The organism is Pseudomonas sp. X10, assembly GCF_054889225.1.
In genome coordinates this window covers 5,370,218-5,397,152 of record NZ_CM142677.1, presented here as the reverse complement: position 1 = coordinate 5,397,152, position 26,935 = coordinate 5,370,218, and the positions used below count along the sequence as shown (strand labels likewise).

Here is a 26,935-nt window from a genome sequence, read left to right as displayed (position 1 = left end):
CCCGCTAGGGTTTAGCGTCGACGGGCCTGGAGGTGCTAGGATACTGATCCGGTTGCCTGGCGACCATGCCTGTCGCGGATCTGGCCCGCAGGCCCCACGACAAATGTTGCGCATGAACCAGCCGGATTCAAAATAGTCTGTTCTGCGTTGAAAGAATTCCCGGTGCGCCGCTGGTGGCGCATCGCTACCCTGAGATAGCCGTCTTCCATGTTTGGTTCCAACGACGACAAAAAAGCGCCGGCCGAGGCTGGCGAGAAGAAAGGCCTGTTCAGCTGGTTTCGCAAGAAGCCGCAGCAACCTGTCGCCGAACAGCCGCAAACGCCTGAGCCGGTAGCGCCAGAGGCGCCCGTCGAACAGCCGCCCGCCGAGTCCGTGGTGGCCTCCCCGGCTGAGACTCCTGCCGCGGAGCCTGCAGTACCTCCCGTGGCCACGCCTGTTGCGCCAGCCACGGCAGCCGAGGTTCCGGCCCCTGTCGTGCCGGGGCCTACGCCTGAGCCTGTCGTGTCGGCTCCGGTCGTTGAGCCTGCCGCACCGGTCCCGGTTATCGAGCCAGCAGCGCCTGCACCTGTCGTGCCGCCGACCAGCAACCTGGTGTTGCCGGTCGAAGAAGAGCCGGTCGCACTGGTGCCTGACCTAGAGCCCCATGCCCCGCCAGCCATTCCAGAGCGTCCGGCGCCTGAGCCCGAGCCGGTTCCGGTGGCTGCGCCAGTGACCGTCGAGCCCGAGCCGGTGCCAGTCCGCGCCGAAGACAACAAAGGCGGCTTTTTCGCCCGCCTCAAACAGGGCCTGTCCAAGACCAGCGCCAGCATCGGCGAAGGCATGGCCAGCCTGTTCCTGGGCAAGAAGGCCATCGACGACGACCTGCTCGACGAGATCGAGACTCGCCTGTTGACCGCCGACGTTGGCGTCGAAGCCACCACGGCCATCGTGCAGAACCTGACCCAGAAGGTCGCACGCAAGCAACTGGCCGACAGCGATGCCCTGTACAAGTCCTTGCAAGGCGAACTGGCCGACGTGCTGCGTCCAGTCGAGCAGCCGTTGCGGATCCAGTCTCAGTCCAAGCCGTTCGTGATCCTGGTCGTTGGTGTCAACGGTGCCGGCAAGACCACCACCATCGGCAAGCTGGCCAAGAAGCTGCAACTCGAAGGCAAGAAGGTCATGCTGGCCGCAGGCGACACCTTCCGCGCTGCGGCGGTCGAGCAACTGCAGGTCTGGGGCGAGCGTAACCAGATTCCGGTCATCGCCCAGCACACAGGCGCCGATTCGGCCTCGGTGATCTTCGACGCGGTGCAGGCCGCCAAGGCTCGCGGCATCGATGTGCTGATCGCCGATACCGCCGGTCGGCTGCACACCAAAGACAACCTGATGGAAGAGCTGAAGAAGGTTCGCCGGGTCATCGGCAAGCTCGACGCCGACGCACCGCACGAGGTCCTGCTGGTGCTGGATGCGGGAACAGGGCAGAACGCCATCAACCAGGCCAAGCACTTCAACCAGAGTGTCGAACTCACGGGGCTTGCGCTGACCAAGCTTGATGGTACCGCCAAGGGTGGGGTGATCTTCGCCCTGGCCAAGCAGTTCGGCCTGCCGATCCGTTACATCGGCGTGGGCGAGGGCATCGATGACCTGCGTACCTTCGAAGCCGAGCCTTTCGTCAAAGCCTTGTTTGCCGAGCGGGAGCATCCATGATCCGATTCGAACAGGTCGCCAAGCGCTATCCCAACGGCCACGTTGGCCTGCATGAGTTGAGTTTTCGCGTGCGCCGGGGCGAATTCCTGTTCGTGACCGGCCACTCCGGTGCAGGCAAGAGCACCTTGCTGCGCCTGCTGCTGGCCATGGAGCGTCCGACCAGTGGCAAGCTGTTGCTGGCAGGGCAGGACCTCGGGCAGATCAACAACGCACAGATTCCCTTCCTGCGCCGGCAGATCGGCGTGGTCTTCCAGAATCACCAACTGCTGTTCGACCGCACCGTATTCAACAACGTCGCCCTGCCACTGCAGATCCTTGGCCTGTCCAAGGCCGAGATCTCCAAGCGTGTCGACTCGGCGCTCGAGCGCGTTTCGCTGGCCGACAAGGCCGAGCTGTTCCCCGGGGACTTGTCCACAGGGCAACAGCAACGTGTCGGTATCGCCCGCGCCATCGTCCATCGGCCGGCACTGCTGTTGGCCGACGAACCTACCGGTAACCTCGACCCGCGGCTGGCTGCGGAGATCATGGGCGTGTTCGAAGACATCAACCGCCTGGGCACCAGTGTATTGATCGCCAGCCACGACCTGGCGCTGATCGCGCGCATGCGTCACCGCATGCTGACCTTGCAGCGCGGTCGTCTGATCGGCGATGGGGAGGCCGGGCAATGAGTGCGACACGCAGTCCCAAAGTGTCGGAACGGGTCGCACCCAAGGCTGCTGACCCGCAACCGGCGAAAAAACGCAGTGGCAACGACGATGACGGTCCGGATTTTCGCACCCTGCTGCACGCCTGGCTGGAAAGCCATCGTGCCAGCCTGCTCGACAGCCTGCGCCGCCTGGGCAAGCAGCCGATCGGCAGTTTCTTCACCTGCCTGGTGATGGCTGTCGCGTTGAGCCTGCCCATGGGCCTGTCGCTGTTGTTGAGTAATGTTGAGCGACTGGGTGGGTCCTGGCAGCGTGCGGCGCAGATTTCGCTGTACCTCAAGCTCGACGCTGGCAGCCAGGATGGCATAGCCCTGCGGGACGAGATCAAGGGCATGCCGGGTGTGGCCGAGGCCGAGTACGTCAGCCGCGAGCAAGCGCTCGATGAGTTCCAACAGCAATCCGGTTTGGGTGAAGCGTTGCGCGAGCTGCCGGAGAACCCTCTGCCCGGCGTGGTGGTGGTGACTCCGACAGAAGTCGATAAGCCCGCTCTGGAAGCCCTGCGCCAGCGCCTGGCGCAACTGCCCAGGGTAGAGGCGGCGCAGTTGGACCTGGTGTGGGTCGAGCGCCTGGCTGCCATCCTCAAGTTGGGCGACCGCTTTGTCTTTGGCCTGACGGTTCTGCTGGTATCGGCGCTGCTGTTGGTAATTGGTAACACTATTCGTCTACATATCGAGAACCGTCGCACCGAGATCGAGGTGATCAAGCTGGTCGGTGGCACGGACAGCTATGTGCGCCGGCCTTTCCTCTATATGGGCGCTTTGTACGGCCTGGGCGCGGGCGTGCTGGCCTGGGGCATCTTGGCATTCGGCCTGAACTGGCTGAATGACGCGGTGGTCGGGCTTTCCGGGCTGTATGGCAGTGATTTCGCCCTGGCCGGTGTGCCGGCAGCCGATGGTCTGTCGCTCTTGATCGGAGCGGTATTGTTAGGGTATATCGGTGCATGGATCGCAGTGGCCCGCCATTTGAACGAGCTGGCGCCGCGATAGTATTTTTTTGCCAGCATTGACTATTTTCGTTTCCTGGGAACTTGTTTCGTGGTTTCCGGTCAATGTTGGCAGTGCCCAAGGGCACGAGTTCGTGAGTCGGAGGTTTTCGCATGACCACTTCGTTGCAACCTGCCTATGCCCTGGTTCCCGGTGCAAACCTGGAAGCCTATGTGCACACGGTCAACAGCATTCCCCTGCTGACGGCCGAGCAGGAGCGTGAACTGGCCGAGCGCCTTTATTATGAGCAGGATCTCGAGGCCGCTCGGCAAATGGTGATGGCCCACCTGCGTTTCGTTGTACATATTGCTCGTAGCTATGCCGGCTACGGGCTGGCCCAGGCTGACCTGATCCAGGAAGGCAACGTTGGCCTGATGAAGGCGGTCAAGCGTTTCAACCCGGAAATGGGTGTGCGCCTGGTGTCTTTCGCAGTGCACTGGATCAAGGCAGAGATCCACGAGTTCATCCTGCGCAACTGGCGTATCGTCAAGGTCGCGACCACCAAGGCCCAGCGCAAGCTGTTCTTCAACCTGCGCAGCCAGAAGAAGCGCCTGGCCTGGCTGAACAACGATGAAGTCCATCGTGTGGCCGAGAGCCTGGGGGTGGAGCCGCGCGAAGTGCGCGAGATGGAAAGCCGCCTGAGCGGCCAGGACATGGCGTTCGACCCGGCCGCCGAGGCTGACGACGACAGCGCCTTCCAGTCGCCTGCGCATTACTTGGAAGACCACCGTTACGACCCGGCGACGCAGTTGGAAGATGCCGACTGGAGCGACAACTCCACCAGCAACCTGCACGAAGCCCTGCAGGGCCTGGATGACCGCAGCCGCGACATTCTCTACCAGCGCTGGCTGGCCGAGGAAAAGGCCACCTTGCATGAGCTGGCCGAGAAGTACAGCGTGTCGGCTGAGCGTATTCGCCAGTTGGAGAAGAATGCAATGAACAAGGTCAAGGCGTTGATTACGGTCTGACCTGGCGTTTTCGCTGCAAACCAAAGCCGCTTGCCCCTTGGGCAAGCGGCTTTATTTCATGGGAAACGCGATCCGGCCTGAACCTAGGGCCTGTGGGTTTGCTCCAACTGCATCAGGTAGTTGGTCCCACCGAGCTGGCGCATCTGCTGGCTGATCCAATTGGCACGGCGAGCCACATAGTCGTTCGGGCGGCTGGCGCTCCAGTTACGCGGGTTGGGTAGCACGGCGGCGAGCTGGCTGGCCTGTTGGCGTGACAGGCGGTTGGCATCGATTCCAAAGTGGTGACGAGCCGCCGCCTGGGCACCGAAAACACCCTCACCCCACTCGGCGCTGTTGAGGTAGATCTCCAGGATCCGCTCTTTCGACCAGAACAGCTCGATCAGCGCCGTGAACCAGGCTTCCAGGCCTTTGCGCAGCCAACTGCGGCCGGACCAGAGGAACAGGTTCTTGGCCACTTGCTGGGTCAAGGTGCTGGCACCGCGAATGCTGCCGCCACGCTCGTTGTGCGCCAGGGCGGCCTGGATGGCTGGGACATCGAAGCCCCAGTGGCTGGCGAACTTCTGATCCTCGCCAGCAATGACCGCCACCTTGAGCTCGTCCGATATCCGTTCCCAGGGTTGCCAGGTGCGTTGCAGGTCGATGGGCTGGCCGTTGAGCCATGACTCGACCTTGCGCTCGACCATCAGCGCGCTGCCGGGTGGTGGCACCCAGCGCAGCGCCAGGACCAGCAGGGCACTGCCGGCGGCGAACCAGAGCAGGGCGCGGACGAGGCGTCGGGTAAGGGATGACAGCATGGCAATGGCTTGGCCGGACTGATGGAACGGGCCATTATACAGACCCCTTCCAAGGAGTTGTCCCATGCTTCGCAGCTTCCTGATGCTCGCCGCGTTTTTTGGCTTTACCGGTGTCGCCCTCGGCGCTTTCGCCGCCCATGGCCTGAAAGGACGCTTGAGTGCCGACCACCTGGCGGTCTTTCACACTGGCGTGACCTACCAACTGGTGCATGCTCTGGCGCTGCTCGGCGTGGCGGTGTTGTCCGTGCATTTGCCCGGGCGCCTGGTGGGCTGGGCCGGCGGTCTGTTCGCCCTGGGCATCCTGCTGTTCTCCGGTAGCCTGTACCTGTTGACCCTGAGTGGACTGGGCAAGCTCGGTATCATTACCCCGATCGGTGGCCTGTGCTTCCTTGCCGGCTGGTTGTGCCTGGGCCTGGCAGCCTGGCGCCTGAGCTGACCGACAGGTCCAATATCGGGACGAATGGCGTCCGTCACCCTTGGGTTCGAGCCTTGATCGGGGCTAGAATGCGGGCCCCAAAGAACAATGGTGGCCGTGTGCATGCGCATTCAACTGAACGGTGAACCTTACGAATTGCCCGATGGCGAGAGCGTCGCGGCCCTGTTGGGCCGGCTCGAGCTGGTCGGACGCCGTGTGGCGGTGGAGCTTAACCTGGATATCGTGCCGCGCAGCCAGCACGACAGCACCCTGCTGAACGAAGGCGACCAGGTCGAAGTGGTCCACGCGATCGGCGGCGGCTAGGGCCTGGTGGCCTGTACAGGCCACCAGCGATTCACCTGCAAGTCTCTCAACCTTTCCAGAGGATTACCGATGAGCAACGTTCGTAGCGACAAGCCCTTTACCCTGGCCGGGCGCACTTTCCAGTCGCGCCTGCTGGTGGGCACCGGCAAGTACCGTGACCTGGAAGAAACCCGCCTGGCCATTGAGGCCTCGGGCGCCGAGATCGTCACTGTCGCCGTGCGCCGCACCAATATCGGCCAGAACCCGGGCGAGCCGAACCTGCTCGACGTACTGCCGCCGGACCGCTACACCATCCTGCCGAACACCGCCGGCTGCTATGACGCGGTCGAGGCCGTGCGCACCTGCCGCCTGGCCCGTGAGCTGCTCGATGGCCACAACCTGGTCAAGCTGGAGGTCCTGGCTGACCAGAAGACTCTGTTCCCCAACGTGATCGAAACCCTCAAGGCCGCCGAAGTGCTGGTTAAGGATGGCTTCGACGTGATGGTCTACACCAGCGACGACCCGATCATCGCCCGCCAGCTGGCGGAAGCCGGCTGCATCGCGGTCATGCCGCTGGCTGGCCTGATTGGCACCGGCCTGGGTATCTGCAACCCCTACAACCTGCAGATCATCCTCGAGGAATCCAAGGTGCCGGTGCTGGTCGATGCCGGTGTGGGCACCGCTTCCGACGCCACCATCGCCATGGAAATGGGCTGCGAGGCCGTGCTGATGAACTCGGCAATCGCCCATGCCCAACAGCCGGTGATGATGGCCGAGGCCATGAAGCACGCTATCGTTGCCGGCCGCCTGGCCTACCTGGCCGGGCGTATGCCGAAGAAACTCTATGCCAGCGCCTCCTCGCCGCTGGATGGTCTGATCAAGTAAGAGCCCCTGATGACTGAATCGCAAGAAACGCCGATCGCCACCGACGGCGAAGCGCGCCCGCAACGCCGCATCAAGAGTTTCGTGATGCGCGCCGGGCGCATGACCGAAGGCCAGCAACGTGGTCTGGAACAGGGTGGCCCCCTGTTTATCCTGCCTCTGGCCGATAGCCCGGTGGATTACGATCAGGTGTTCGGCCGTTCGGCGCCGCGCACCTTGGAGATCGGCTTCGGCATGGGCCATTCCCTGCTGGAAATGGCCGCTGCCGCCCCGGAGCAGGACTTCATCGGTGTCGAAGTGCACCGTCCAGGTGTCGGCGCGCTGCTCAACGGCGTGTTGACCCAGGGGCTGAAGAACCTGCGGGTGTACGACTGCGATGCCATCGAGGTGCTCAACCGCTGCGTGGCTGATAACAGCCTCGATCGGTTGATGCTGTTCTTCCCTGACCCTTGGCACAAGAGCCGCCATCACAAGAGGCGTATCGTCCAGCCGGCCTTCGCCGAGCTGGTGCGCAGCAAGCTCAAGGTTGGCGGGGTGTTCCACATGGCGACCGACTGGGAACCCTATGCCGAGCACATGCTGGAAGTGATGAATGCCGCGTCGGGCTATCGCAACCAGGCGGCGGATGGTGCCTACGTACCACGCCCTGAAGAACGCCCGATCACCAAGTTCGAACGCCGCGGCGAGCGCTTGGGGCATGGGGTGTGGGATCTGAAGTTCGAGAAGCTGGCCTGAGATCAGTAATCTGATCGCAGGTCCAGTAGGAGCGGGCAAACCCTCTCCTACAGGACGCTGTGTCACCCCCGCCGATCGGCCACCACGCCGATCAACACCAGCACCACCAGCAATACAGGCGCCAAGGCATAGTTGTTGAACTGGCTCAGCCCGCGCACCACCCAGGGCGTTGCATAGATCAGCGCCGCACCACTGCCGATCATCACCAGCAGGGCCATAAAGGGCACGCGCAGGGCACCTGCCAGGCCCCCTAGGCGCTGTTCCACCCAGCCTTTGATGTCGGTGCCGAACAGCACCAGTAGGCAGCCTACCAAGGCCAGGGAAATCTCCGACAGATTGCTGCGGCTCCAGCGGGAAACGGTCGCGAGCAGGTCAAGTACCAGGTCCATGGGTCATCCTTCAGGTCAAGAAATACTGCAGCAGGTCATTGAGGAATAACTGGCCGCGTGGCGTGGCTACCAGCCGATCCGTTTCGACCTGCAAAAGGCCCCTTTGTTCGGCCTCCCGGCGCGCTGCAGCCAGTTGTTCCAGTGGCAGGCCGGTGCGTTGGGTAAACAGCTCGGCGTCCACGCCCTGGGTCAGGCGCAGGGCGTTCATCAGGAACTCGAACGGCAACTCATCCTGCGGCAGGCATTTTTCTCCAGCCCTGAACGCTTTGGCTGGATTCAGGTAATCCTTGGGCAGCCTGGTTTTCCAGGTCCGCAGGATACGCCCGTCCGGGTGGCTGAGTTTGCCATGGGCACCGGCACCGATGCCGATGAAGTCGCCGAAGCTCCAGTAGTTCAGGTTGTGCCGTGCGGCGCGTCCTGGCCGGGCGTAGGCGGAGACTTCGTACTGGGCGAAGCCATGCTGGGCGAGCAGGGCCTGGCCGGCCTCCTGTATATCCCACAGGATATCGTCCTCGGGCAACTCCGGTGGCTGGCTCCAGAACACAGTGTTCGGCTCCAGGGTCAACTGATACCAGGACAGGTGGGTCGGTCCCAGGTCGATGGCCTGACGCAGGTCGCCCAAGGCATCTTCCTGCGATTGATCCGGCAGACCATGCATGAGGTCGAGGTTGAAGTTGTCGAAGCCGGCAGCACGGGCCATGCCAGCGGCGCGTACGGCTTCGTCGCCATTATGGATGCGGCCCAGGGCCTCGAGCTTGGCCTGCTGGAAGCTCTGCACGCCGATCGACAGGCGATTGATCCCCAGTTGCCGGTAGGCCTTGAACTTTTCTTGCTCGAAGGTCCCGGGGTTGGCTTCCAGGGTGATTTCGATATCAGGGGCGAACGGAATACGTTGTTCTACTCCCACCAGCAAGCGACCCAAGGCAGGGGCACTGAACAGGCTCGGGGTGCCGCCGCCAAAGAAGATCGAGCTGATCGGGCGGCCATACACGGCCGCCAATTCCTGGTCGAGGTCGGCCAGCAGGGCGTCGACGTAGGCTTCTTCCGGCAGTTCGGGGCTGGCTGCATGGGAGTTGAAGTCACAGTACGGGCATTTGCGCACGCACCAGGGGATATGGATGTACAGCGCCAGGGGCGGTAGCTGCGCCAACGCCGCCCGGGGTGGCTGGGTGCTGAAGCCAGCCGCGCCGGGATGCAGCGGCTGGATGGGTGGGTGTTCGGTCATGCCAGTCCCAGACGCTGGCGCAGCAGCGCCATGGCTCGGGCGCGGTGGCTCAGCTGGTTTTTCTCGGCAGGGCCGAGTTCGGCGCTGGAGCAGTTGCGCTCCGGTACCCAGAACAGCGGGTCGTAACCGAAACCGTGCTCACCACTGGCCTCGAACAGGATGCGTCCGTGCCACAGGCCTTCGCAGAGGATCGGCAGCGGGTCGTCGGCATGGCGGACCAAGGCCAGGACGCAGACGAACTGCGCGTCGCGCTGGTCTTGCGGGACGTCCTTGAGGGCTTCGAGCAGCTTGGCGTTGTTCGCCGCATCGCCCTGGCCATCGGCGTAGCGTGCCGAATAGATGCCCGGCGCGCCGCCGAGGTAGTCGACCGCCAGGCCCGAGTCATCGGCCAGGGCCGGCAGGCCCGAGATGCGCGAGGCATTGCGGGCCTTGAGGATGGCGTTCTCGACGAACGACAGGCCGGTTTCTTCTGGCTCGACCGTGCTGAACTCACCGATCGACCGCAGGTGCACGGACGCGCCGAGCATGGCCTGCAGTTCCTTGAGCTTGCCAGCGTTATGGCTGGCCAATACGAGTTGTTGGAAATTCATCATTTGCCTGGGAATACTTCCTGGTTGAAGCTGATTTTATGGCTGACGCCACCGGTCTCGACGTTCAGGTCGAAGGTCAGGGTTTCTACCTGGTCGATCTTGAACTGGGCGATGTAATAGATGGCGCCCTGATCGGCGATCTGCTTGAACGACAGCGAATTGCTGCGTCCGGTCAGGTCCTTCACCGTGCCGCTGACCACTGCCATGCCAGGCTTGCCGGCCTTGAGTACGGCGATGTTCAGCACCCCCTGGTTCTTGCTGCGCACAAGGCCCGTGGCGGCGGCCACATCCGGCTGCAGCATGCTCGAGGTGAAGGCGCTGTAGTGGACCGTCACGTCGCCAAAGACCTCCTTGCGCTCGGGCTTGGCGGGGTCGGCAGCCAGTACCGGCAGGGCCAGGCACAGGCTGATCAGAAACAGGGCTAGACGACGCATGATCGCATTCCTCCGGTGGGGCGGGTTAGACCGCGACCTGATGCTCTTGCAGGCCGGGGCTGCTGACACGATAGATGCCGATTTCCCCTAGAAGATTAGGCCATAGCCGACCCGCCCACCCATTGCGGTGCAGATGGTCGACGGCCAGCCGGTCGAGGACTTGGGCGCGGCGTTCGCGGCACAGCGCCTCGAAGTCCTCGAAGGTGCAGAAGTGGATGTTCGGCGTGTTGTACCAGGTATACGGCATGAAGTCCGAGACTGGCATGCGACCTTTGGTCGCCAGGTACCAACGGCAGCGCCAGTGGCCGAAGTTGGGGAAGGTGATGATGCACTGGCGGCCGACGCGCAGCATCTCTTCGAGGATGCGGTCGGGGTATTCCACGGCTTGCAGGGCTTGGGTCATGACCACGACGTCGAAGCTGTTGCTGGCGAAGTTGCCCAGGCCTTTGTCGAGGTCCTGCTCGATGACGTTGACACCTTTGGCCACACAGGCGGCGATGTTGTCGGCGTCGATCTCCAGGCCATAGCCGGTGACCTGCTTGCGGTCGCGCAGCGAGGCCAGTAGCTCGCCGTTGCCGCAGCCAAGGTCGAGTACCCGGCTGCCGGCAGGGATCCAGTCGTGGATGATTTCCAGGTCGGCTCTCATGCTGTCCTCAGATGGCGATGCGGTTCATGTAGTTCGAAAAGCCCTGGATGTAGCGAGGTGTCGGGATCAGGAAGGCATCGTGACCGTAAGGTGAGTCGATATCCAGATAGCAGACATTCTTGCGGGCAGCCATCAGGGCGTCGACGATCTCCCGCGAACGGGCCGGCGAGAAGCGCCAGTCGGTGGTGAACGACATGATGCAGTAGTCCGCCGTCACCCCGGCCAGGGTCGCGGCCAGGTCGCCGCCGTGGGCCGCGGCTGGGTCGAAGTAGTCCAGGGCCTTGGTCATCAGCAAGTAGGTATTGGCATCGAAGCGTCCGGAGAACTCCTCGCCCTGGTAGCGCAGGTAGCTCTCGACCTGGAACTCGACGCTGTGGAAGTCGTAGTTGAGCTTGTCACTCTTGAGCTCGCGTCCGAACTTCTCGCCCATGGAGTCATCGGACAGGTAGGTGATGTGCCCGACCATGCGCGCCAGCATCAGGCCGCGCTTGGGGATCACGCCCTGGTCCTGGAAGGAGCCGCCATGGAATTCAGGGTCAGTGAGGATGGCTTGGCGGGCGACCTCGTTGAACGCGATGTTCTGGGCCGAGAGCTTGGGCGCCGAGGCGATGTCCACGCAGTGGCGCACGCGGTCCGGGTAGGTGATGGTCCACTGCATCGCCTGCATGCCGCCCAGGCTGCCGCCAACGACTGCGGCCCACTGCTGGATGCCCAGGCGATCGGCCAGGCGTGCCTGGCTGTGCACCCAGTCTTCCACGGTCAGGACCGGGAAGTCGGCGCCGTAGGGCTTGCCAGTGGCCGGGTTGAGGCTGCTGGGACCGGTGCTGCCGTTGCAGCCGCCGAGATTGTTGAGGCTGACCACGAAGAAACGATTGGTATCGATTGGCTTGCCGGGGCCGATGCAGCTGTCCCACCAGCCCGGCTTGCGGTCGTCGGGGCTGTGGTAGCCGGCAGCATGGTGGTGGCCGGACAGAGCATGGCAGATCAGCACGGCATTGCTGGCCGAGCTGTTGAGGGTGCCATAGGTTTCGTAGATCAGTTCGTAGGAGATCAGCGAACGACCGCAGGCCAGGGCCAGTGGCTCATCGAACCGGGCCAGTTGCGGTGTTACCAGACCGACAGAATCTTCGGGAAAGACAGTGGACATCGACCCTGCTCACGCGTGAATGAGGCGTAAGTCTAAAGACCGCTACCCCCAGCGGCAAGCAACAGCTTGCCGCCAGTGGCAAAGGCAGGATCAGATCATTCTCCACAGTTCTTGCGGCATGCCGGAATAGGCTGCCAGCGGGGGCATGATGAAGGACTGGATCACCTGGATCGCGATGAAGGCGAAGATCGGCGAGATGTCCATGCCGCCCAGGTTGGGGATCAGCTTGCGGAAGGGCGCCAGTACCGGTTCGCTGATCTGGTAGGCCAGCTCCGCTGCCGGGTTGTGGCTGTTGGGGGCGATCCAGGAGACGATCACCATGACGATCATCGCGACCCAGAAGATTTTCAGGAACAGCGACGTGACGCCGATGATCGCCCACATCAGTAGGTGCAGGACATCGCCAAAGGTGCCGTAGCTGATCATCAGCACGAACGCCATCAGCAGCGCCTGGATGATGATCGCCAGCAGCAGAGACGAGGTGTCGAGCCCGGCGATGCTGGGGACGATGCGGCGGATCGGCTTGAGCAGCGGCTGTGTGGCGCGCACCGCGAACTGGTTGAGCGGGTTGTAGAAGTCGGCCTTGACCATCTGCAGCACGAAGCGCAGCAGGACAATCACCAGGTACAGGCTGACCAGGGTTTGCACCACGAAAATCATGGCGCCAGACAGTGCATTCATCTAGAGCTCCTTATTTGCCCAGTTGTTCGGCCAGCTCGGCGGAACGCCGCGCGGCGGCTTCCAGTGCCTGCTCGACCAGACGCTCGAAACCGTTGCCCTGGAATGACTTGATAGCCGCCTCTGTAGTGCCGGCGGGGGAAGTGACCCGGCGGCGCAGTTCGGCTGCGTCGACATCGCTCGACACGGCCATGTGGGCAGCACCCAGGGCCGTCTGCAGGGTCAGGCGCGAAGCGGTTTCGCGAGGCAGGCCCAGTTTTTCGCCGGCGGCGGTCATGGCTTCGATCAGCAGGAAGAAATAGGCAGGGCCGCTGCCGGAGACGGCGGTCACCGCGTCCAGTTGCTGTTCCTGCTCCAGCCACAGGGCGGTGCCCACGGCCGACAGCAGTTGCTCGGCTTGTTCGCGCTGGGCCGGCGAGACCTCGGCGGTGGCGTACAGGCCGCTGACACCCTGGCGCAGCAGCGCGGGGGTGTTAGGCATGCAGCGCACGATCGGCTGAGCGCCGAGCCAAGTGTTCATGCTGGCGCAGGTGATGCCGGCGGCGATCGATACGATCAACTGGCCAGGCGCAAGGTTCGGTTGCAGGGCCAGGCATACGGCCTTCATGACCTGTGGCTTGACCGCCAGGACGATCACCTCGGCGCCTTCGATGGCCTGGGCGTTGTCTTCGAATACTTCGATGCCATGTTCGGCGTGGATCTTAGCCCGGGTTTCGGCGCCTGGGTCGCTGGCGCGGATCTGCGAAGCGTCCAGGCCCTGGGCACGCAGGCCGCCGATCAGGCTGGCGGCCATGTTGCCTGCGCCGATAAAGGCAATACGCGTCTTGCTCATGTCAGGTCCTTGAGGGAAAGAGTGAGTAAAGCATGGATCAGGCGTGGCCGTAGTCGCGGGCGCCGAACAGGGCGGTACCGATGCGGACCCAGGTCGCGCCTTGGGCAACGGCGGCCTCCAGATCGTGGCTCATGCCCATGGACAGGGTGTCCAGGTCGAGGCCCAGGCCTTCCTGCAGTTGGCGCAGGGTGGCGAAGGCGGCTTCCTGAGCGGAGCGGTCCTCGGTAGGTTCGGGGATCGCCATCAGCCCGCGCAGGCGCAGGCTTGGCAGGGCCGCGACGGCCTTGGCCAGTGCCGGGAGTTCGGCAGGGGCGCAGCCGGACTTGCTGTCTTCACCGCTGACATTCACCTGCAGGCAGATGTTGAGCGGTGGCAGGCCGGCGGGGCGCTGTTCGGAGAGGCGTTGGGCGATCTTCAGGCGGTCCACGGAATGTACCCAGTCGAAATGTTCGGCGATGGCACGCGTCTTGTTCGACTGAATGGGGCCGATGAAGTGCCAGGACAAGGGCAGGTCGCGTAATTCTTCCTGCTTGCCCAGGGCTTCCTGGAGGTAGTTCTCGCCGACGTCCCGTGCACCGGCGGCAAAGGCTTCGCGGATGGCGCTGGCCGGTTTGGTCTTGCTCACCGCCAGCAGGCGGATGCTGGCCGGATCGCGTCCGGCGGCTTTCGCTGCGCTGTCGATACGCGCGGCAAGGGCGGAAATGTTGTCTGCTATGGTGGACATTGATCGATGCCGACGGCTCAGGAGTCTGCGGCATTCTACCTGCTTGGCGGCCTTTGGGGAGTCTCATGGACGTGACCGAACTCTTGGCCCGGGCGGTTGGCATGGGGGCTTCGGACCTGCACCTGGCTGCGGGCGAAGTGCCGATGCTGCGCCTGGATGGTGAATTGCAGCGCATGGACCTGCCCAGACTGGAGCCGACGGCCCTGCGCGATGGGCTCGGGCAACTGCTCGAAGCGGGGCCGCCACGCTGCCTCGACCAAGGCAGGGAGCTGGACCTGGCACTGGCGCTGCCCGGGCTTGGCCGTTTTCGACTGAACCTGTTCGAGCAGCTCAATGGCCCGGGGGCGAGCTTCCGGGTGATCCCGACGCGGATACCTGGCTTGAGCGAGCTTGGGCTGACAGAAGTATTTCGTCCTGTTGCGCAATGGACCAGCGGCCTCGTGCTGGTGGGCGGGCCCACCGGTTGTGGCAAGTCCACCACCCTGGCGGCATTGGTCGACCAGCTCAGCCGCGAACGGCCGCTGCACATCATCACCCTGGAAGACCCCATCGAGGTTATCCACAGCGGGCAGCGCAGCCTGGTCAACCAGCGCGAGATCGGCCGGCATAGCCGGGACTTCGCCCAAGCCTTGCGCAGCGCCCTGCGTCAAGACCCTGATGTGATCATGATCGGCGAACTGCGCGACCTGGAAACCATTCGCCTGGCCTTGCGGGCCGCGGAAACCGGTCACCTGGTGCTGGCGACCGTGCACACCCGCTCGGCGGTGAGCAGCATCGATCGCCTGGTCGAGGTCTTTGCCGCCGAAGAGAAGCCCCTGGTGCGCGCCATGCTCGCCGAGTCGCTACGCATGGTGGTAGCGCAGGTGCTGGTCAAGCGGGCCGGAGGCGGCAGGGTGGCTGCGCGGGAGGTGCTGGTCGCCACACCGGCAGTGCGCAACCTGATTCGCGAAGGGCGCTTGGCACAGCTGTATTCGGCGATGCAGAGCGGTGCGGCGGCAGGGATGCAGACCTTGGACGCGGCCTTGCAAGGCCTGCTCGCCCAAGGCGTGATCGGCCCGGAACAAGCCCGGGCGCGGATGGCGGGTTAGCGTTTGGCCAGGCGCAGGGGCTCTGCTTGCTCCTTGGGCAGTACGCGTTTGGCGACCACATAGTGCTTCTGCCAGTACGGCTTGCTCAGCGAGTCGATGCTGACGCGCTTGCCGCGGCGTGGCGCATGGATGAAGCGGTCGTTGCCCAGGTATATGGCGACGTGATTGACCCGGCGGCTCTTGATGTTGAAGAAGATCAGGTCGCCGGGCTTGAGGTCCTTACGGGAAACCTTGACGCCGTGGCCCTGGGCCATGGCGCTGGAAGTGCGCGGCAGGTTGATATCTTCGATGTCGTTGAAGGCGTACTTGACCAGGCCGCTGCAGTCGAAGCCCTTGCTTGGGCTGCTGCCACCCCAGCGGTACGGGGTGCCGAGCACGTTCACGGCACGGCTGAGTACATCGCTGCTCTGCTTGGCCGACATTGAGGGCACGGACAGGTTGGCAGTATTGGCGGCATTGGCCGGGCGTGCGCGGTTGACTCTGTGTTTCACAGGGGCGTGTTTCACCGAGGTGTTGACGGTATAGCCGGTGAAACCATTGGGAAGACGTTGCTCACGATTGGTGGCGTGGGCGGCCAGTGGCAATAATAGGCAGAGGGTCAGCCATGTCTTGAAGAAGGGCGGCATAGGCGAAGCTCTTGTTGTGTTTTCGTATATTGGCGCGCAACTTTATAACAGCTTTTTGATCAAATTCTGATCCGTTGGTCGATTGTGCGGTTGCCGTACGTCGGCTTCCCGGGGAAAAGTCACATTTTTTCTTAGAAAATTTTCAGCTAACCCGTGAGGGCTATGAATGAACAGTTATCAGCAAGGCATCCCTTTGCATGACACGCACAGCAAGGTGATCGGTTACCTGCTGTGGATCTTCGGTTTCACCGGCTCGCACCGTTTCTACTACGGCAAGCCGATCACCGGGACCATCTGGTTCTTCACCCTCGGGCTCCTGGGCATCGGTTGGTTGATCGACCTGTTCCTGATCCCGTCGATGGACCGCGAAGCGGACATGCGTTTCCTACCCGGCCCCGTGGATTACAACGTGGCCTGGATACTGCTGACCTTCCTGGGCATCTTCGGGGTGCACAGGTTGTACCAGGGCAAGTGGATCTCGGCGCTGATCTACCTGTTCACCGGGGGACTGTTCTTCATTGGTGTGCTGTACGACTTCTGGACGCTCAACACCCAGGTGTCGCAGGTCAACGCCCAGCGGAGTTGAAAGAAAAGGCCTCGTGGCGGTAAAGCGACAAGGCCTTTTCTGGTTACTGGCGAATTTGCCGCTGTTGCAGCAGCAGGTTGCTGAAGCCACTGCCAGCCAGTTGCTTCTGCGCCACGTTCAGTTGCTCGCGATTGCTGAACGGGCCGACCAGCACGCGGTACCAGGTTTCTTCCCTCACCGTCCCGGACTCCACCTTCACCGACTGGCCGAGCAGGATGATCTGCGCACGCACCTTGTCGGCATCGGCTTGTTTGCGGAATGAGCCGGCTTGGAGAAAGAACTGGGTGGTTGCCGCCGGCTTGATCACAGGAGGCGCTGGTGGTGGCGTCTGCCCCATCAGTGCGGCCTGGGCCCGTGCCGCGTCGATCTTCGCTGCCTCGGCCGGGGTCACCGGGGTGACTGGCTGCGCCGGTACTGGCGGCGTTTTCTCAGGCACTGCCTCGGGCGGGACGATGACCTCGGATTCTGGCAGCAGGGTATAGAAGTCATACTTCGGTTTGACCGGTTGCTGCGGGCTCGGTGGGGTCTTGTTGGCCTCGGCGACTTTGGCCGGCTTCTGTTGCTCGGGCTTGCTGCGCTTGATGTCTGCGCCGCCCGGTTCGAGCTTCATCAGGAAGACGATGAAGGCGCCCACGGTCAGGCCAACGGCCAGCCATACCCATCCGGGGATTGGTTGTTTGGCTGGTGGCTGGTAACGGCTGGCGCCGCGCTTGGGAGCGGGTTTCTTCTTGGCGGCCAACTTACATGCGCTCCAGGGTTTCCAGGCCGAGCAGCTCCAGGCCCTGCTTGAGGGTGCGGCCGGTCAGGGCGGCCAGGCGCAGGCGGCTCTGCTGTTGCTCCGGCGTTTCGGCGGCGAGGATCGGGCAGTTCTCGTAGAAGCTGGAGAACAGGCCGGCGATGTCGTACAGGTAGCTGCACAGGACGTGAGGCGTGCCCTTTTCCGCGACGCCGTTGAGGATCTCGCCGAACTGCGCCAGGCGCGCGGCCAGGTCCTGCTCATGGGTGGCCTGCAGCACGATCTGCCCGTCGACTTCGTCGTAGCCCTTGCCCAGCTTGCGGAATACGCCGGCCACGCGGGTGTAGGCGTACAGCAGGTAAGGCGCGGTATTGCCTTCGAAGTTGAGCATCAGGTCGAAGTTGAAGCTGTAGTCACTGGTGCGGTGCTTGGACAGGTCGGCGTACTTGACCGCACCGATACCGACTACGCTGGCAATCTTGCGCAGTTCTTCCTCGGCCAGGGAGGGGTTCTTCTCCTTGACCAGGGCGTAGGCACGTTCCTTGGCTTCGGTGAGTAGGTCGATCAGCTTGACGGTGCCACCGTCGCGGGTCTTGAACGGACGGCCGTCGGCACCGTTCATGGTCCCGAAGCCCATGTGTTCCATCTGCATCGGATGGCCGACGAAACCGGCGCGGCGCGCTACTTCGAACACCTGGTTGAAGTGCAGGGCCTGGCGCTGGTCGACGAAGTACAGGGCGCGGTCGGCCTTGAGCACATTGCTGCGGTAGCGCACCGCGGCCAGGTCGGTGGTGGCGTACAGGTAGCCGCCGTCGGCCTTCTGCACAATCACTGGCAGCGGTTCGCCCTCGGTGTTCTTGAACTCGTCGAGGAACACGCACTGGGCGCCTTGACTCTCGACCAGCAGGCCCTTGGCCTTGAGGTCGGCGACCACATTGGCCAGGTCGTCGTTGTAGGCGCTCTCGCCCATCACGTCGGCCATGGTCAGTTTGACGTTGAGCAACTCGTAGGTCTTCTGGCAGTGCGACAGGGAGATGTCCTTGAAGCGCGTCCACAGGGCCATGCACTCTGGGTCGCCGGCTTGCAGCTTGACCACCAGGCCGCGGGCGCGGGTGGCGAATTCCTCGGACTCGTCGAAGCGTTTCTTCGCCGCGCGGTAGAAGTTTTCCAGGTCTGACAGCTCATCGCTGGTAATTGGGTTCTCTTCGAGGTAGGCCAACAGCATGCCGAACTGGGTGCCCCAGTCGCCGACGTGGTTCTGGCGGATCACCTGGTCGCCGAGGAACTCCAGGACGCGGGCCACGCTGTCACCGATGATGGTCGAGCGCAGATGGCCGACGTGCATTTCCTTGGCCAGGTTCGGTGCCGACATGTCGATCACCACCTTCTCTGGGGCGCCGACCTTGCGCACGCCCAGGTGGGTATCGGCCAGGGCCGCATCGAGCCGGTTGGCCAGGGCCTGGGTGTTCTGGAAGAAGTTGAGGAAGCCAGGGCCGGCGATCTCGACCTTGCTGATGTCGTCGCTGGCCGGCAGGGCGGCAATGATCTTGTCGGCCAGGTCGCGCGGCTTCATGCCGGCAGGCTTGGCCAGCATCATGGCGATGTTGCTGGCGAAATCGCCGTGGCTCTTGTCCCGGGCGTTTTCCACCTGGATCGCCGGCGTCAGCCCTTCAGGCAGCACACCGTCGGTGACGAGTTGGGTGAGGGCTTGCTGGATCAGCTGGCGAATGGTGTCTTTCATGGGCTTCTCTTTCGACCGCAAGCGCGGCGGCGCTTCGATGCGCAGGTGGAAAAACTGGGCATTATCCGTTGCCGGGGCCGGGTTGCCAACCCGCTATAGCGGCAAGCGGGCGGCTTCCGGTGGCAAGAAACAGCGGTCCGGCGCACGATCTGTTTGTCCTTGCAGCTTGAAACTTGCCGCTTGCCGCTTAATAAAGATCCACCGGATCCACATCCACGGACCAGCGCACCTGGCGCCCGGACGGCATCTGCTCCAACAGTAGCAACCAGGCGCTGATCAGTCGATGCAGAGGCGCCCGAGTATTGGCCTGGAGCAATAGTTGTGCACGAAAGCGTCCGGCACGGCGCTCCATGGGGGCGGGCACCGGCCCCAGCAGTTCGATGCCTTTTAGGTTGTGTTCGGCCAGCAACCGCTCGGCCGCGGCGCAGGCTTCGTCGAGGAAGGCTTCGGCCTGCCCGGGCTTGTGCGCTTCGGCACGCAGAAGGGCCAGGTGGGCAAAGGGCGGCAGGCCAGCGGCGCGGCGCTCGCTCAGGGCCTGCTCGGCGAAGGCGAAGTAGCCCTGTTCAGTCAGCTGCACCAGCAAGGGGTGGTCGGCCAGGTGGGTTTGGATGATCACCTTGCCTGGTTCCTCGGCGCGTCCAGCACGCCCGGCCACCTGGACGATCAATTGCGCCATGCGCTCGCTGGCGCGGAAGTCGCCGGAGAACAGCCCGCCATCAGCGTCCAAGATGGCCACCAGGGTCACCCGGGGAAAGTGGTGACCCTTGGCCAGCATCTGGGTGCCGACCAGGATGCTCGGCTGGCCGCGCTGGATGGTGGCGAACAGGTTGTGCATGGCGTCCTTGCGGGACGTGCTGTCGCGGTCCACGCGCAGCACCGGGTAATCCGGGAAGAGGGTCTTCAGGCGTTCCTCGGCGCGCTCGGTGCCGGCCCCTACGGGGCGCAGGTCGACATGGGCGCACTGCGGGCATTGGCGCGGCAGTCGTTCGTCATGGCCGCAATGGTGGCAGCGCAATACACCCGAGCGCTGATGCACCGTCATGCGGGCATCGCAGCGCGGGCATTCGGAGAGCCAGCCGCAGTCGTGGCACAGTAGCGTTGGGGCGAAGCCGCGCCGGTTGAGGAACACCAGGACCTGCTGGCCAGCCGCCAACGTCTGGCCGATGGCCTGCTGCAAAGGGCCGCTGATGCCACTGTCCAGCGGCCGGCTCTTCACATCAAGGCGCAGGAAGCGGGGCTGGCGGGCGCCGCCGGCGCGCTGGTTCATGCGCAACAGGCCATAACGGCCGCTGTAGGCATTGTGCAGGCTTTCCAGCGAAGGGGTGGCCGAACCGAGCAGGATCGGGATGTTCTCCTGGCGCGCCCGCACCAAGGCTAGGTCGCGAGCGTGGTAGCGCAGGCCTTCCTGCTGTTTATAGGAGCCGTCGTGCTCTTCATCGATGATGATCAAGCCGGGGTGCTTCATTGGCGTGAACAGCGCCGAGCGCGTGCCGATGATGATATCCGCCTCGCCATCGCGTGCGGCCAGCCAGGCGTCCAGGCGCTCTCGGTCGTTGACTGCCGAGTGCAGCAGGGCGATGCGGGCGTTGAAGCGTTGCTCGAAGCGCGCCAGGGTCTGCGGGCCGAGGTTGATCTCCGGAATGAGGATCAACGCCTGCTTGCCGGCCTCAAGCGCTTCGCGGATCAACTGTAGGTAGACTTCGGTCTTGCCGCTGCCGGTAACGCCGGCCAGGAGGAAGGCGTGAAAGCTGCCGAAGCCGGAGTGTACGGCGTTGAAGGCGGCGCGTTGTTCGTCGTTGAGCGGCAGTTCCGGCTGTGCCAGCCAATGTTCGTGACGTGCCTGGGGCAGGTGGCGGCGTACCTCGACCTGGACCAGCTCCTTGGCCAGCAGCAGGTCGAGGCTGTCCTTGCTCAGCCCGAGCTTGCCGAGCAGGGTGTGAGCCACGCCATGAGGATGCTGGGCCAGGGTCTGCAGCGCCTCGCGTTGGCGCGGCGCGCGGGCGATGCGGGGATCATCCATGCGCGCGCGGGGTGCGATCTGCCAGAAGCGCTCCTGGCGGATTTCGGCCGGTTCGCCCTGGCGCAGCAGCGTCGGCAAGGCCCAGCTCAGCGTGTCGCCCAGGCTGTGCTGGTAGTACTGGGCTGTCCACAGGCAGAGTTTGAACAGCGCAGGAGGCAACGGCGACACCGGGTCGAGCAGGGCAATGGCCGGCTTGAGCTTGTCGGCGGGTACTTCACTCTGGTCGCAGACCTCCACCAGCACACCGATCATTTCGCGGCGGCCGAACGGCACGCGGATCCGCATGCCAGGGCTCAGGGCCTGGCGCGCCATGCTTGCCGGAGCCCGGTAGTCGAACAGGCGACGCAAGGGCGAGGGCAGGGCAAGGCGCAAGATGACGTCGGACACGCGGGAGGTTCTCTGAAGGGTATTTCGGGACCTGGCGAGCCTAGCAGACGACGGTCGGTGCAAGCGACAACTTGCGCTGGCGCTTCGCTCTGGTATTATTCGCCGCCTATTTACGTGCGGTATTCAACAATGGTGTTGGGTGGCGGCACGCAGCCGAGGAAGTGACCATGAAAGCAGATATTCATCCGAATTATGAAGTAGTTGCAGTCACCTGCAGCTGCGGCAGCAAGTTCGAAACCCGTTCGACCCTGGCCAAGCCGCTGGCGATCGACGTGTGCTCCCAGTGCCACCCGTTCTACACCGGCAAGCAGAAGGTGCTGGACACCGGCGGCCGCGTACAGAAGTTTGCCGACCGTTTCGGCATGTTCGGTACCAAGAAGTAAGTATGCGTATGGCGGATCCTTCGGGTTTCGCGTCGTTGCTGAAAAAGGCGTCCCTGGTGGGCGCCTTTTTTGTGGGCGCGATCTGGCAGTTGCCCGCACTGGCCTTTTGCCCGCTGCCGGAACGGACTCAACAGGTAGCCGTGCGCCAGGTCATCGACGGTGACACCTTGCGCCTGACTGACGGTCGCAGTGTGCGGCTGATCGGTATCAATGCCCCCGAAATCGGCCGCAAGGGCCGTACCAGCGAGCCCTATGCCGAGGCTGCCAGGCGCCGCTTGCAGGCGCTGGTGAAGGCCAGCGATGGCCGGATCGGGCTAGTGCCCGGCGTCGAGTCGAAGGACAAATACGGTCGCACCCTGGCCCATATCTACGGGCGTAATGGCGACAATATCGAAGCGGTATTGCTCAGCGAAGGGCTTGGCTATCGCGTGGCTGTGGCGCCGAATGTGCGCCTGGCTGGTTGTCAGCAGGCGGCAGAGAAGGCTGCGCGCAAGGCGCGCCTAGGGCTCTGGCGGCAGCCCCCGCTGGTCCGGCCGGCAGATGTGCGGCAATCGGGTTTTGCCATAATCAGTGGGCGAATACAGGCAATCGAGCGCAATCGTGGCGGCATCTGGCTAGAGCTCGACAATGCCGTGGTATTGCAGGTGCCGGCCCGGTTGCAACGCAGTTTTCCAGCGCGATTCTTCGATAACCTGAAGGGACGCCAAGTCGAGGCGCGTGGCTGGGTGCTGGATCGTTCCCGCAAAGGTGGGCTGAAGCCAGGTCAGCGGCGTTGGTTGTTACCGCTGACTCATCCGAGCATGCTGGAACGTGTCGGAAGCTGAAAAAGTTGTAGACATTTTCAATTTCGATTGTACACACTGTAGTCCTTGTCCCGCACGGGTTGTAGCGTAAAGTCGTAGGTTGAAGGCCTTGACACAAGTGACCGGGTAGTCTTGTAGCTCCCCGGCTCTTTGCGTATCCTCGGCGGTCCGTCAGAACAGTAAATAGCGGAATGCCCACCATGTCAGATCTGAAAACTGCCGCTCTCGAATATCATGCTCAGCCTCGTCCGGGGAAACTGAGCGTCGAGCTCACCAAACCGACCGCAACCGCTCGTGACCTGTCGCTGGCCTACAGCCCGGGTGTCGCCGAGCCTGTGCGTGAAATCGGTCGTGACCCTGAGCTGGCCTACCAGTACACCGGCAAGGGTAACCTGGTCGCAGTGATCTCCGACGGCACCGCCATTCTCGGCCTGGGCAACCTCGGCCCGCTGGCATCCAAGCCTGTCATGGAAGGCAAGGGCGTTCTGTTCAAGCGCTTCGCTGGCATCGATGTGTTCGACATCGAAGTCGACTCCGAAAGCCCGCAGGCGTTCATCGACACCGTCAAGCGCATTTCCATCACCTTTGGTGGCATCAACCTGGAAGACATCAAGGCGCCTGAGTGCTTCGAGATCGAGCGCGCTCTGATCGAGCAGTGCGACATCCCGGTATTCCATGATGACCAGCATGGCACTGCGATCGTTACCGCAGCCGGCATGATCAACGCCCTGGAAATCGCCGGCAAGAAGCTGGAAGAAGCCAAGATCGTCTGCTTGGGCGCTGGCGCCGCAGCTATCTCCTGCATGAAGCTGCTGGTCAGCATGGGTGCCCAGGTCGAGAATATCTACATGATCGACCGCAGCGGTGTGATCCACGCTGGCCGCGACGACCTGAACCAGTACAAGGCCGTTTTCGCTCATCCGACCGACAAGCGCACCCTGGCCGATGCCCTAGATGGCGCGGACGTGTTCGTCGGTCTGTCCGGCCCTAACCTGCTGACGGCCGAAGGCCTGAAGGCCATGGCGCCGAACCCGATCGTGTTCGCTTGCTCCAACCCGGATCCGGAAATCGCCCCGGAACTGGCGCACGCCACCCGTAGCGACGTGATCATGGCGACCGGCCGTTCCGACTACCCGAACCAGGTCAACAACGTGCTGGGCTTCCCGTTCATCTTCCGTGGCGCTTTGGACGTTCGCGCCAAGCGCATCAATGAAGAGATGAAGATCGCCGCCGCCAACGCCCTGAAGGACCTGGCCAAGCTGCCGGTACCGAAGGAAGTCTGCGAAGCCTACGGCGTCGACGCGCTGGAATTCGGCCGTGAGTACATCATTCCGAAGCCGATGGATGCCCGCCTGATCACCGTCGTCTCCGACGCCGTGGCCAAGGCTGCGATCGAGACCGGTGTGGCGACCCTGCCGTATCCGAAGCACTACCCGCTCAAAAGCGTGGATGACGTGTTCAACGGCTGATCCGTTGTAGCGGCAAAAAAAGCCCCGCCTCGTGAGAGCCGGGGTTTTTTTATAGCTCGCGGGAGCATGCCTTGGATTCTTTGCTGTTCTTTAGATCCCGCGCTGCTCGTGCGACGCATCGCGACACAAGGCCGCTCCCACAGTAGCCTTGGTACTGGGCGGAAGATTGTGTAGGGGCTTGTTGCGCCCACCTCGATATCTCTGTCGTACAAACAAAGGCTAATACTTCGGTCTATCAGGCCATGGCACGCTGCAATCGATGTGGGGGCGGCCTTGTGTCGCGATGCGCTGCGCGGGGTCTCAAGAGCGCCATAGGACTCCAGGCATGCACCCGGTTGCCCGCTGATTCCCCCAGCAATCCGCGAGAAACCGTGCTATGGCTTCCGAGTGTATGACTTGGGACCATCATGCAGCCCCTTCAGAACAAGTCCATCGGCGCCGATTCATCCGCCGGCAACGGGCTGCCCGGGATCACGCCATTGCCCAGTTCGTTGACCGACGGCGGCGAGTCCTCGGCCTTGAATAGTTCGAAGTAGGCGTTCGGCGTACTTGGCGTGGCGGCACGGCCGCTGACCGGGTCGACGCGTAGGCTGAGGATGCCTTCTGGCTCCGCGGGTGCGTGGTTGGGCTTGTCCTTCAGGGCGGCGCCCATGAAATCCATCCAGATCGGCAGGGCCACGGTGCCGCCGTATTCGCGGCGCCCCAGGGTTTCCGGTTGGTCGAAGCCAGCCCACACGGTGGTGACGTAGTCGGCGTTGTAACCGGAGAACCAGGCATCCTTGGACTCGTTGGTGGTGCCGGTCTTGCCAGCCAGGTCGGTGCGGCCCAGGGCCAGGGCCCGGCGTCCGGTGCCACGCTTGATCACATCCTGGAGCATGCTGGTGAGAATGTAGGAGGTGCGTCCGTCGATGATGCGTTCAGCAAAGACCGGGGGCTGAGGTGCGGCTGGCATCTCTGCCTCGTTCGAAGGCGTTTCGTCGTCAGGCAGTTGAGTGCTGATTGGCTGCTCTGGCGCGGCGATGCCGGCTTGATCCTGGTCCTGATCCTGCTCGGCCTGCGGAACGCGCGCCGGATTGGCCGTGAACAGAAGCTCGCCGTTGCGGCTTTCGATACGGTCGATCAGGTATGGGGTGATCTTGTATCCGCCATTGGCGAAAGTGCTCCAGCCAGTGGCGATCTCCATCGGGGTCAGGGTCGCGGTGCCCAGCGCCAAGGACAGGTTGTGCGGCAGGTCCTGCTTGTTGAAGCCGAACTTGGCGATGTAGTCGATGGTGCGGCCAACGCCCATGGATTGCAGCAGGCGGATCGAGACCAGGTTGCGCGACTTGTACAGCGCTTCGCGCATGCGGATTGGGCCGAGGAAGGTATTGGTGTCGTTTTTCGGACGCCAGACCTTATCCAGGTATTCGTCGACGAACACGATCGGCGCGTCGTTGACCAGGCTGGCGGCGGTATAGCCGTTGTCCAAGGCGGCGCTGTAGACGAAGGGCTTGAAGCTCGAGCCCGGCTGGCGCTTGGCCTGCATGGCTCGGTTGTAATTGCTTTGCTCGAAGGAGAACCCGCCGACCAGGGCGCGGATCGCACCGTTGTACGGGTCCAGGGTGACCAAGGCGCTCTGGGCTCCCGGCACTTGGCTGAACTTCAGACTGCCATCTTCCTGGCGCTGCACCCGGACCAGGTCGCCGATCTGGGCGACGTCGGCCGGTTGTTGTGGCGCGCGGCCCATGCTGTTGTTGCTGAGGAAGGGGCGTGCCCACTTCATGGTGTCCCAGGCGACATTTTCTTCTTCACCGCTACGGGTAAGCACCTTCAGACCGGCTTTGTCGACATCGGTGACGATGGCCGGCTCCAGGCCGCCGAGGTTGCGCTGCTTGCTCAACTCCAGCTGCCAGGCGGCGCGGGTCTTACCGGGGAAGCGCGCTTCCGGACCGCGGTAGCCGTGGCGCTCGTCGTAGGTGGTCAGGCCGTCGCGGATGGCTTTGTTGGCCATTTCCTGCAGGTCGCTAGGTACCGTAGTGGTCACCCGGAAACCTTCGGTGTAGGCATCGCTGCCGTAGCGGCCGACCATCTCGGCGCGTGCCATCTCAGCAATATAGGGAGCGTTCACTTCCGGGGACGGCACGTGGTAGCTGGCGTTGAGCGGTTCGGCCAGAGCAGCCTGGTAACTGGCCTCGTCGATCTTGCCGAGCTTGTACATGCGCCCGAGGATCCAGTCGCGGCGCTCCTTGGCCCGGGCCGGGTTGGCCAGCGGGTTGAAGCGCGATGGCGCCTTCGGCAGGCCGGCGATCATGGCCATCTGCGCGAGGCTGACATCGCGGATCGACTTGCCATAGTAGACCTGCGCGGCGGCATCGATGCCGTAGGCGCGATTGCCCAGGTAGATCTTGTTGACGTAAAGCTCGAGGATCTCGTCCTTGGTCAGCTCGCGCTCGATCTGCAGTGCCAGGAGGATCTCGGTAGTCTTGCGCGAGAAGCTGCGCTCGCTTGTGAGGAAGAAGTTCTTCGCCACCTGCATGGTGATGGTACTGCCGCCGGTCTGGATATGTCCGGATTTGACCAGTTGCGTGGCTGCACGCATCAGGCTGCTCGGGTCGACACCATAGTGGTTGAGGAAATTGTCGTCCTCGGCCGAGAGAAGTGCCTGAATGAACTGTGGCGGAATTTCCGCGAAGCGTATGGGGGAGCGGCGCATTTCGCCGAACTCGGCAATCAGCTTGCCGTCACTGCTGTAGACCCTTAGGGGTATCTGCAACTGGATGCTTCTGAGGGCCTCGACCGAGGGCAGGCTAGGGCTAAGATACAGGAACGCACCGCTCACACCGAGTACGAGCGCGCAGATGACTGCGACGAAAGACCACCAGAAGAACTTCAGCAGGCGTATCAAGGCTTTTGGATGTCCAGATTGAAAAGTGGATTGCGCGCGGGTCCGGCGGACAGGGAAAAACGCTGGGCATTATAAGC

Annotated in this window: 28 protein-coding genes; 13 read left to right on the top strand and 15 right to left on the bottom strand. The window is 63.2% G+C overall.

The features are described from left to right. Positions 1-207: 207 nt before the first annotated feature. The 4 genes from ftsY to rpoH all read left to right on the top strand — a co-directional run bounded on the left by ftsY (position 208) and on the right by rpoH (position 4,341). On the top strand, positions 208-1,686 hold the full coding sequence (gene ftsY, locus ACYU03_RS24510) for a signal recognition particle-docking protein FtsY (RefSeq protein ID WP_461887185.1): 1,479 nt from the start codon (positions 208-210) through the stop codon (positions 1,684-1,686). Continuing rightward, positions 1,683-2,354, top strand: a complete 672-nt coding sequence (ftsE, locus tag ACYU03_RS24505; protein WP_461887184.1) for a cell division ATP-binding protein FtsE — start codon at positions 1,683-1,685, stop codon at positions 2,352-2,354. Before ftsY ends, ftsE begins: the two co-directional genes overlap by 4 nt. Beyond that, entirely contained in the window at positions 2,351-3,376 is a 1,026-nt protein-coding gene (gene ftsX / locus ACYU03_RS24500) for a permease-like cell division protein FtsX (protein WP_461887183.1), read from the top strand. The genes ftsE and ftsX overlap by 4 nt, the downstream gene beginning before the upstream one ends. A gap of 110 nt (positions 3,377-3,486) precedes the next feature. Then, on the top strand, positions 3,487-4,341 hold the full coding sequence (rpoH, locus tag ACYU03_RS24495; RefSeq protein WP_461887182.1) for an RNA polymerase sigma factor RpoH: 855 nt from the start codon (positions 3,487-3,489) through the stop codon (positions 4,339-4,341). Positions 4,342-4,424: 83 nt separating this feature from the next. Here the strand turns inward: rpoH and mtgA are convergent, their stop codons facing one another. Continuing rightward, a complete protein-coding gene (mtgA, locus tag ACYU03_RS24490; protein WP_461887181.1) occupies positions 4,425-5,135 on the bottom strand; it encodes a monofunctional biosynthetic peptidoglycan transglycosylase in 711 nt (236 codons plus the stop codon). 64 nt (positions 5,136-5,199) lie between these two features. On the opposite strand from mtgA, the gene ACYU03_RS24485 reads away from it, so the two are divergent. The 4 genes from ACYU03_RS24485 (at position 5,200) to trmB (ending at position 7,470) form a co-directional block, all read left to right on the top strand. After that, entirely contained in the window at positions 5,200-5,571 is a 372-nt protein-coding gene (locus ACYU03_RS24485; protein WP_461887180.1) for a DUF423 domain-containing protein, read from the top strand. 102 nt (positions 5,572-5,673) lie between these two features. Continuing rightward, positions 5,674-5,874: a sulfur carrier protein ThiS gene (gene thiS, locus ACYU03_RS24480; protein WP_461887179.1), complete on the top strand. Its 201-nt coding sequence runs from the start codon at positions 5,674-5,676 to the stop codon at positions 5,872-5,874. Between the two features lie 69 nt (positions 5,875-5,943). Beyond that, entirely contained in the window at positions 5,944-6,738 is a 795-nt protein-coding gene (locus ACYU03_RS24475) for a thiazole synthase (protein ID WP_093377214.1), read from the top strand. A gap of 9 nt (positions 6,739-6,747) precedes the next feature. Beyond that, complete coding sequence (trmB, locus tag ACYU03_RS24470; RefSeq protein ID WP_461887178.1) at positions 6,748-7,470, top strand: tRNA (guanosine(46)-N7)-methyltransferase TrmB; 723 nt, start codon at positions 6,748-6,750, stop codon at positions 7,468-7,470. 62 nt (positions 7,471-7,532) lie between these two features. On the opposite strand, the gene ACYU03_RS24465 is transcribed toward trmB, so the two are convergent. The 9 genes from ACYU03_RS24465 to ACYU03_RS24425 all read right to left on the bottom strand — a co-directional run bounded on the left by ACYU03_RS24465 (position 7,533) and on the right by ACYU03_RS24425 (position 14,135). Further along, positions 7,533-7,859, bottom strand: coding sequence for a DUF3392 family protein (locus ACYU03_RS24465; RefSeq protein ID WP_241805084.1), 327 nt, complete (start codon positions 7,857-7,859; stop codon positions 7,533-7,535). A 10-nt stretch (positions 7,860-7,869) separates the two neighbouring features. Then, the gene (hemW, locus tag ACYU03_RS24460) at positions 7,870-9,084 is read right to left on the bottom strand and encodes a radical SAM family heme chaperone HemW (protein ID WP_461887176.1); all 1,215 of its coding nucleotides are present in this window, start codon (positions 9,082-9,084) and stop codon (positions 7,870-7,872) included. Beyond that, positions 9,081-9,677, bottom strand: a complete 597-nt coding sequence (gene rdgB, locus ACYU03_RS24455; protein WP_461887175.1) for an RdgB/HAM1 family non-canonical purine NTP pyrophosphatase — start codon at positions 9,675-9,677, stop codon at positions 9,081-9,083. Before rdgB ends, hemW begins: the two co-directional genes overlap by 4 nt. Beyond that, positions 9,674-10,108 carry a DUF4426 domain-containing protein gene (locus ACYU03_RS24450; RefSeq protein ID WP_461887174.1) on the bottom strand — a complete coding sequence of 145 codons (435 nt, stop codon included), beginning with the start codon at positions 10,106-10,108 and terminating at the stop codon, positions 9,674-9,676. Before ACYU03_RS24450 ends, rdgB begins: the two co-directional genes overlap by 4 nt. Before the next feature lie 25 nt (positions 10,109-10,133). Beyond that, a complete protein-coding gene (gene metW, locus ACYU03_RS24445; RefSeq protein WP_461887173.1) occupies positions 10,134-10,754 on the bottom strand; it encodes a methionine biosynthesis protein MetW in 621 nt (206 codons plus the stop codon). 7 nt (positions 10,755-10,761) lie between these two features. Then, the gene (gene metX / locus ACYU03_RS24440) at positions 10,762-11,901 is read right to left on the bottom strand and encodes a homoserine O-succinyltransferase MetX (RefSeq protein WP_461887172.1); all 1,140 of its coding nucleotides are present in this window, start codon (positions 11,899-11,901) and stop codon (positions 10,762-10,764) included. Positions 11,902-11,991: 90 nt separating this feature from the next. Further along, the gene (locus ACYU03_RS24435; protein ID WP_461887171.1) at positions 11,992-12,582 is read right to left on the bottom strand and encodes a YggT family protein; all 591 of its coding nucleotides are present in this window, start codon (positions 12,580-12,582) and stop codon (positions 11,992-11,994) included. 10 nt (positions 12,583-12,592) lie between these two features. Then, on the bottom strand, positions 12,593-13,411 hold the full coding sequence (gene proC / locus ACYU03_RS24430) for a pyrroline-5-carboxylate reductase (protein ID WP_461887170.1): 819 nt from the start codon (positions 13,409-13,411) through the stop codon (positions 12,593-12,595). A gap of 37 nt (positions 13,412-13,448) precedes the next feature. After that, the gene (locus ACYU03_RS24425) at positions 13,449-14,135 is read right to left on the bottom strand and encodes a YggS family pyridoxal phosphate-dependent enzyme (RefSeq protein ID WP_461887169.1); all 687 of its coding nucleotides are present in this window, start codon (positions 14,133-14,135) and stop codon (positions 13,449-13,451) included. 65 nt (positions 14,136-14,200) lie between these two features. Here ACYU03_RS24425 and ACYU03_RS24420 point away from each other — a divergent pair, with 65 nt between their 5' ends. Then, positions 14,201-15,223 (top strand): type IV pilus twitching motility protein PilT, encoded by a 1,023-nt coding sequence (locus ACYU03_RS24420; protein ID WP_461887168.1) that lies wholly within the window; start codon positions 14,201-14,203, stop codon positions 15,221-15,223. Here the strand turns inward: ACYU03_RS24420 and ACYU03_RS24415 are convergent. Continuing rightward, a complete protein-coding gene (locus tag ACYU03_RS24415; protein ID WP_461887167.1) occupies positions 15,220-15,849 on the bottom strand; it encodes a C40 family peptidase in 630 nt (209 codons plus the stop codon). The two genes, ACYU03_RS24420 and ACYU03_RS24415, sit on opposite strands and share 4 nt — an antisense overlap. A gap of 166 nt (positions 15,850-16,015) precedes the next feature. On the opposite strand from ACYU03_RS24415, the gene ACYU03_RS24410 reads away from it, so the two are divergent. Continuing rightward, entirely contained in the window at positions 16,016-16,435 is a 420-nt protein-coding gene (locus tag ACYU03_RS24410; RefSeq protein ID WP_461887166.1) for an NINE protein, read from the top strand. Positions 16,436-16,478: 43 nt separating this feature from the next. On the opposite strand, the gene ACYU03_RS24405 is transcribed toward ACYU03_RS24410, so the two are convergent. The 3 genes from ACYU03_RS24405 to ACYU03_RS24395 form a co-directional block, all read right to left on the bottom strand. Beyond that, positions 16,479-17,174 carry an SPOR domain-containing protein gene (locus ACYU03_RS24405; RefSeq protein ID WP_461887165.1) on the bottom strand — a complete coding sequence of 232 codons (696 nt, stop codon included), beginning with the start codon at positions 17,172-17,174 and terminating at the stop codon, positions 16,479-16,481. Between the two features lies 1 nt (position 17,175). Further along, positions 17,176-18,912 (bottom strand): arginine--tRNA ligase, encoded by a 1,737-nt coding sequence (gene argS, locus ACYU03_RS24400; protein ID WP_461887164.1) that lies wholly within the window; start codon positions 18,910-18,912, stop codon positions 17,176-17,178. A gap of 187 nt (positions 18,913-19,099) precedes the next feature. Next, complete coding sequence (locus tag ACYU03_RS24395; RefSeq protein WP_461887163.1) at positions 19,100-21,319, bottom strand: primosomal protein N'; 2,220 nt, start codon at positions 21,317-21,319, stop codon at positions 19,100-19,102. 167 nt (positions 21,320-21,486) lie between these two features. On the opposite strand from ACYU03_RS24395, the gene rpmE reads away from it, so the two are divergent. The 3 genes from rpmE to ACYU03_RS24380 all read left to right on the top strand — a co-directional run bounded on the left by rpmE (position 21,487) and on the right by ACYU03_RS24380 (position 23,974). Continuing rightward, positions 21,487-21,702, top strand: a complete 216-nt coding sequence (gene rpmE / locus ACYU03_RS24390) for a 50S ribosomal protein L31 (RefSeq protein WP_029614303.1) — start codon at positions 21,487-21,489, stop codon at positions 21,700-21,702. A gap of 2 nt (positions 21,703-21,704) precedes the next feature. After that, on the top strand, positions 21,705-22,526 hold the full coding sequence (locus ACYU03_RS24385) for a thermonuclease family protein (protein ID WP_461887162.1): 822 nt from the start codon (positions 21,705-21,707) through the stop codon (positions 22,524-22,526). A gap of 179 nt (positions 22,527-22,705) precedes the next feature. Then, positions 22,706-23,974 (top strand): malic enzyme-like NAD(P)-binding protein, encoded by a 1,269-nt coding sequence (locus ACYU03_RS24380; protein WP_461887161.1) that lies wholly within the window; start codon positions 22,706-22,708, stop codon positions 23,972-23,974. A 418-nt stretch (positions 23,975-24,392) separates the two neighbouring features. Here the strand turns inward: ACYU03_RS24380 and ACYU03_RS24375 are convergent, their stop codons facing one another. Beyond that, complete coding sequence (locus ACYU03_RS24375; RefSeq protein WP_461891545.1) at positions 24,393-26,855, bottom strand: penicillin-binding protein 1A; 2,463 nt, start codon at positions 26,853-26,855, stop codon at positions 24,393-24,395. Between the last annotated feature and the right edge of the window lie 80 nt (positions 26,856-26,935).

Excerpts from the sequence above, each read along its gene's own strand:
- ftsY (WP_461887185.1), top strand. The coding sequence starts at position 208 with ATGTTTGGTTCCAACGACGACAAAAAAGCGCCGGCCGAGGCTGGCGAG.
- ftsE (WP_461887184.1), top strand. The coding sequence starts at position 1,683 with ATGATCCGATTCGAACAGGTCGCCAAGCGCTATCCCAACGGCCACGTT.
- ftsX (WP_461887183.1), top strand. The coding sequence starts at position 2,351 with ATGAGTGCGACACGCAGTCCCAAAGTGTCGGAACGGGTCGCACCCAAG.
- rpoH (WP_461887182.1), top strand. The coding sequence starts at position 3,487 with ATGACCACTTCGTTGCAACCTGCCTATGCCCTGGTTCCCGGTGCAAAC.
- mtgA (WP_461887181.1), bottom strand. The coding sequence starts at position 5,135 with ATGCTGTCATCCCTTACCCGACGCCTCGTCCGCGCCCTGCTCTGGTTC.
- ACYU03_RS24485 (WP_461887180.1), top strand. The coding sequence starts at position 5,200 with ATGCTTCGCAGCTTCCTGATGCTCGCCGCGTTTTTTGGCTTTACCGGT.
- thiS (WP_461887179.1), top strand. The coding sequence starts at position 5,674 with ATGCGCATTCAACTGAACGGTGAACCTTACGAATTGCCCGATGGCGAG.
- ACYU03_RS24475 (WP_093377214.1), top strand. The coding sequence starts at position 5,944 with ATGAGCAACGTTCGTAGCGACAAGCCCTTTACCCTGGCCGGGCGCACT.
- trmB (WP_461887178.1), top strand. The coding sequence starts at position 6,748 with ATGACTGAATCGCAAGAAACGCCGATCGCCACCGACGGCGAAGCGCGC.
- ACYU03_RS24465 (WP_241805084.1), bottom strand. The coding sequence starts at position 7,859 with ATGGACCTGGTACTTGACCTGCTCGCGACCGTTTCCCGCTGGAGCCGC.
- hemW (WP_461887176.1), bottom strand. The coding sequence starts at position 9,084 with ATGACCGAACACCCACCCATCCAGCCGCTGCATCCCGGCGCGGCTGGC.
- rdgB (WP_461887175.1), bottom strand. The coding sequence starts at position 9,677 with ATGATGAATTTCCAACAACTCGTATTGGCCAGCCATAACGCTGGCAAG.
- ACYU03_RS24450 (WP_461887174.1), bottom strand. The coding sequence starts at position 10,108 with ATGCGTCGTCTAGCCCTGTTTCTGATCAGCCTGTGCCTGGCCCTGCCG.
- metW (WP_461887173.1), bottom strand. The coding sequence starts at position 10,754 with ATGAGAGCCGACCTGGAAATCATCCACGACTGGATCCCTGCCGGCAGC.
- metX (WP_461887172.1), bottom strand. The coding sequence starts at position 11,901 with ATGTCCACTGTCTTTCCCGAAGATTCTGTCGGTCTGGTAACACCGCAA.
- ACYU03_RS24435 (WP_461887171.1), bottom strand. The coding sequence starts at position 12,582 with ATGAATGCACTGTCTGGCGCCATGATTTTCGTGGTGCAAACCCTGGTC.
- proC (WP_461887170.1), bottom strand. The coding sequence starts at position 13,411 with ATGAGCAAGACGCGTATTGCCTTTATCGGCGCAGGCAACATGGCCGCC.
- ACYU03_RS24425 (WP_461887169.1), bottom strand. The coding sequence starts at position 14,135 with ATGTCCACCATAGCAGACAACATTTCCGCCCTTGCCGCGCGTATCGAC.
- ACYU03_RS24420 (WP_461887168.1), top strand. The coding sequence starts at position 14,201 with ATGGACGTGACCGAACTCTTGGCCCGGGCGGTTGGCATGGGGGCTTCG.
- ACYU03_RS24415 (WP_461887167.1), bottom strand. The coding sequence starts at position 15,849 with ATGCCGCCCTTCTTCAAGACATGGCTGACCCTCTGCCTATTATTGCCA.
- ACYU03_RS24410 (WP_461887166.1), top strand. The coding sequence starts at position 16,016 with ATGAACAGTTATCAGCAAGGCATCCCTTTGCATGACACGCACAGCAAG.
- argS (WP_461887164.1), bottom strand. The coding sequence starts at position 18,912 with ATGAAAGACACCATTCGCCAGCTGATCCAGCAAGCCCTCACCCAACTC.
- rpmE (WP_029614303.1), top strand. The coding sequence starts at position 21,487 with ATGAAAGCAGATATTCATCCGAATTATGAAGTAGTTGCAGTCACCTGC.
- ACYU03_RS24385 (WP_461887162.1), top strand. The coding sequence starts at position 21,705 with ATGCGTATGGCGGATCCTTCGGGTTTCGCGTCGTTGCTGAAAAAGGCG.
- ACYU03_RS24380 (WP_461887161.1), top strand. The coding sequence starts at position 22,706 with ATGTCAGATCTGAAAACTGCCGCTCTCGAATATCATGCTCAGCCTCGT.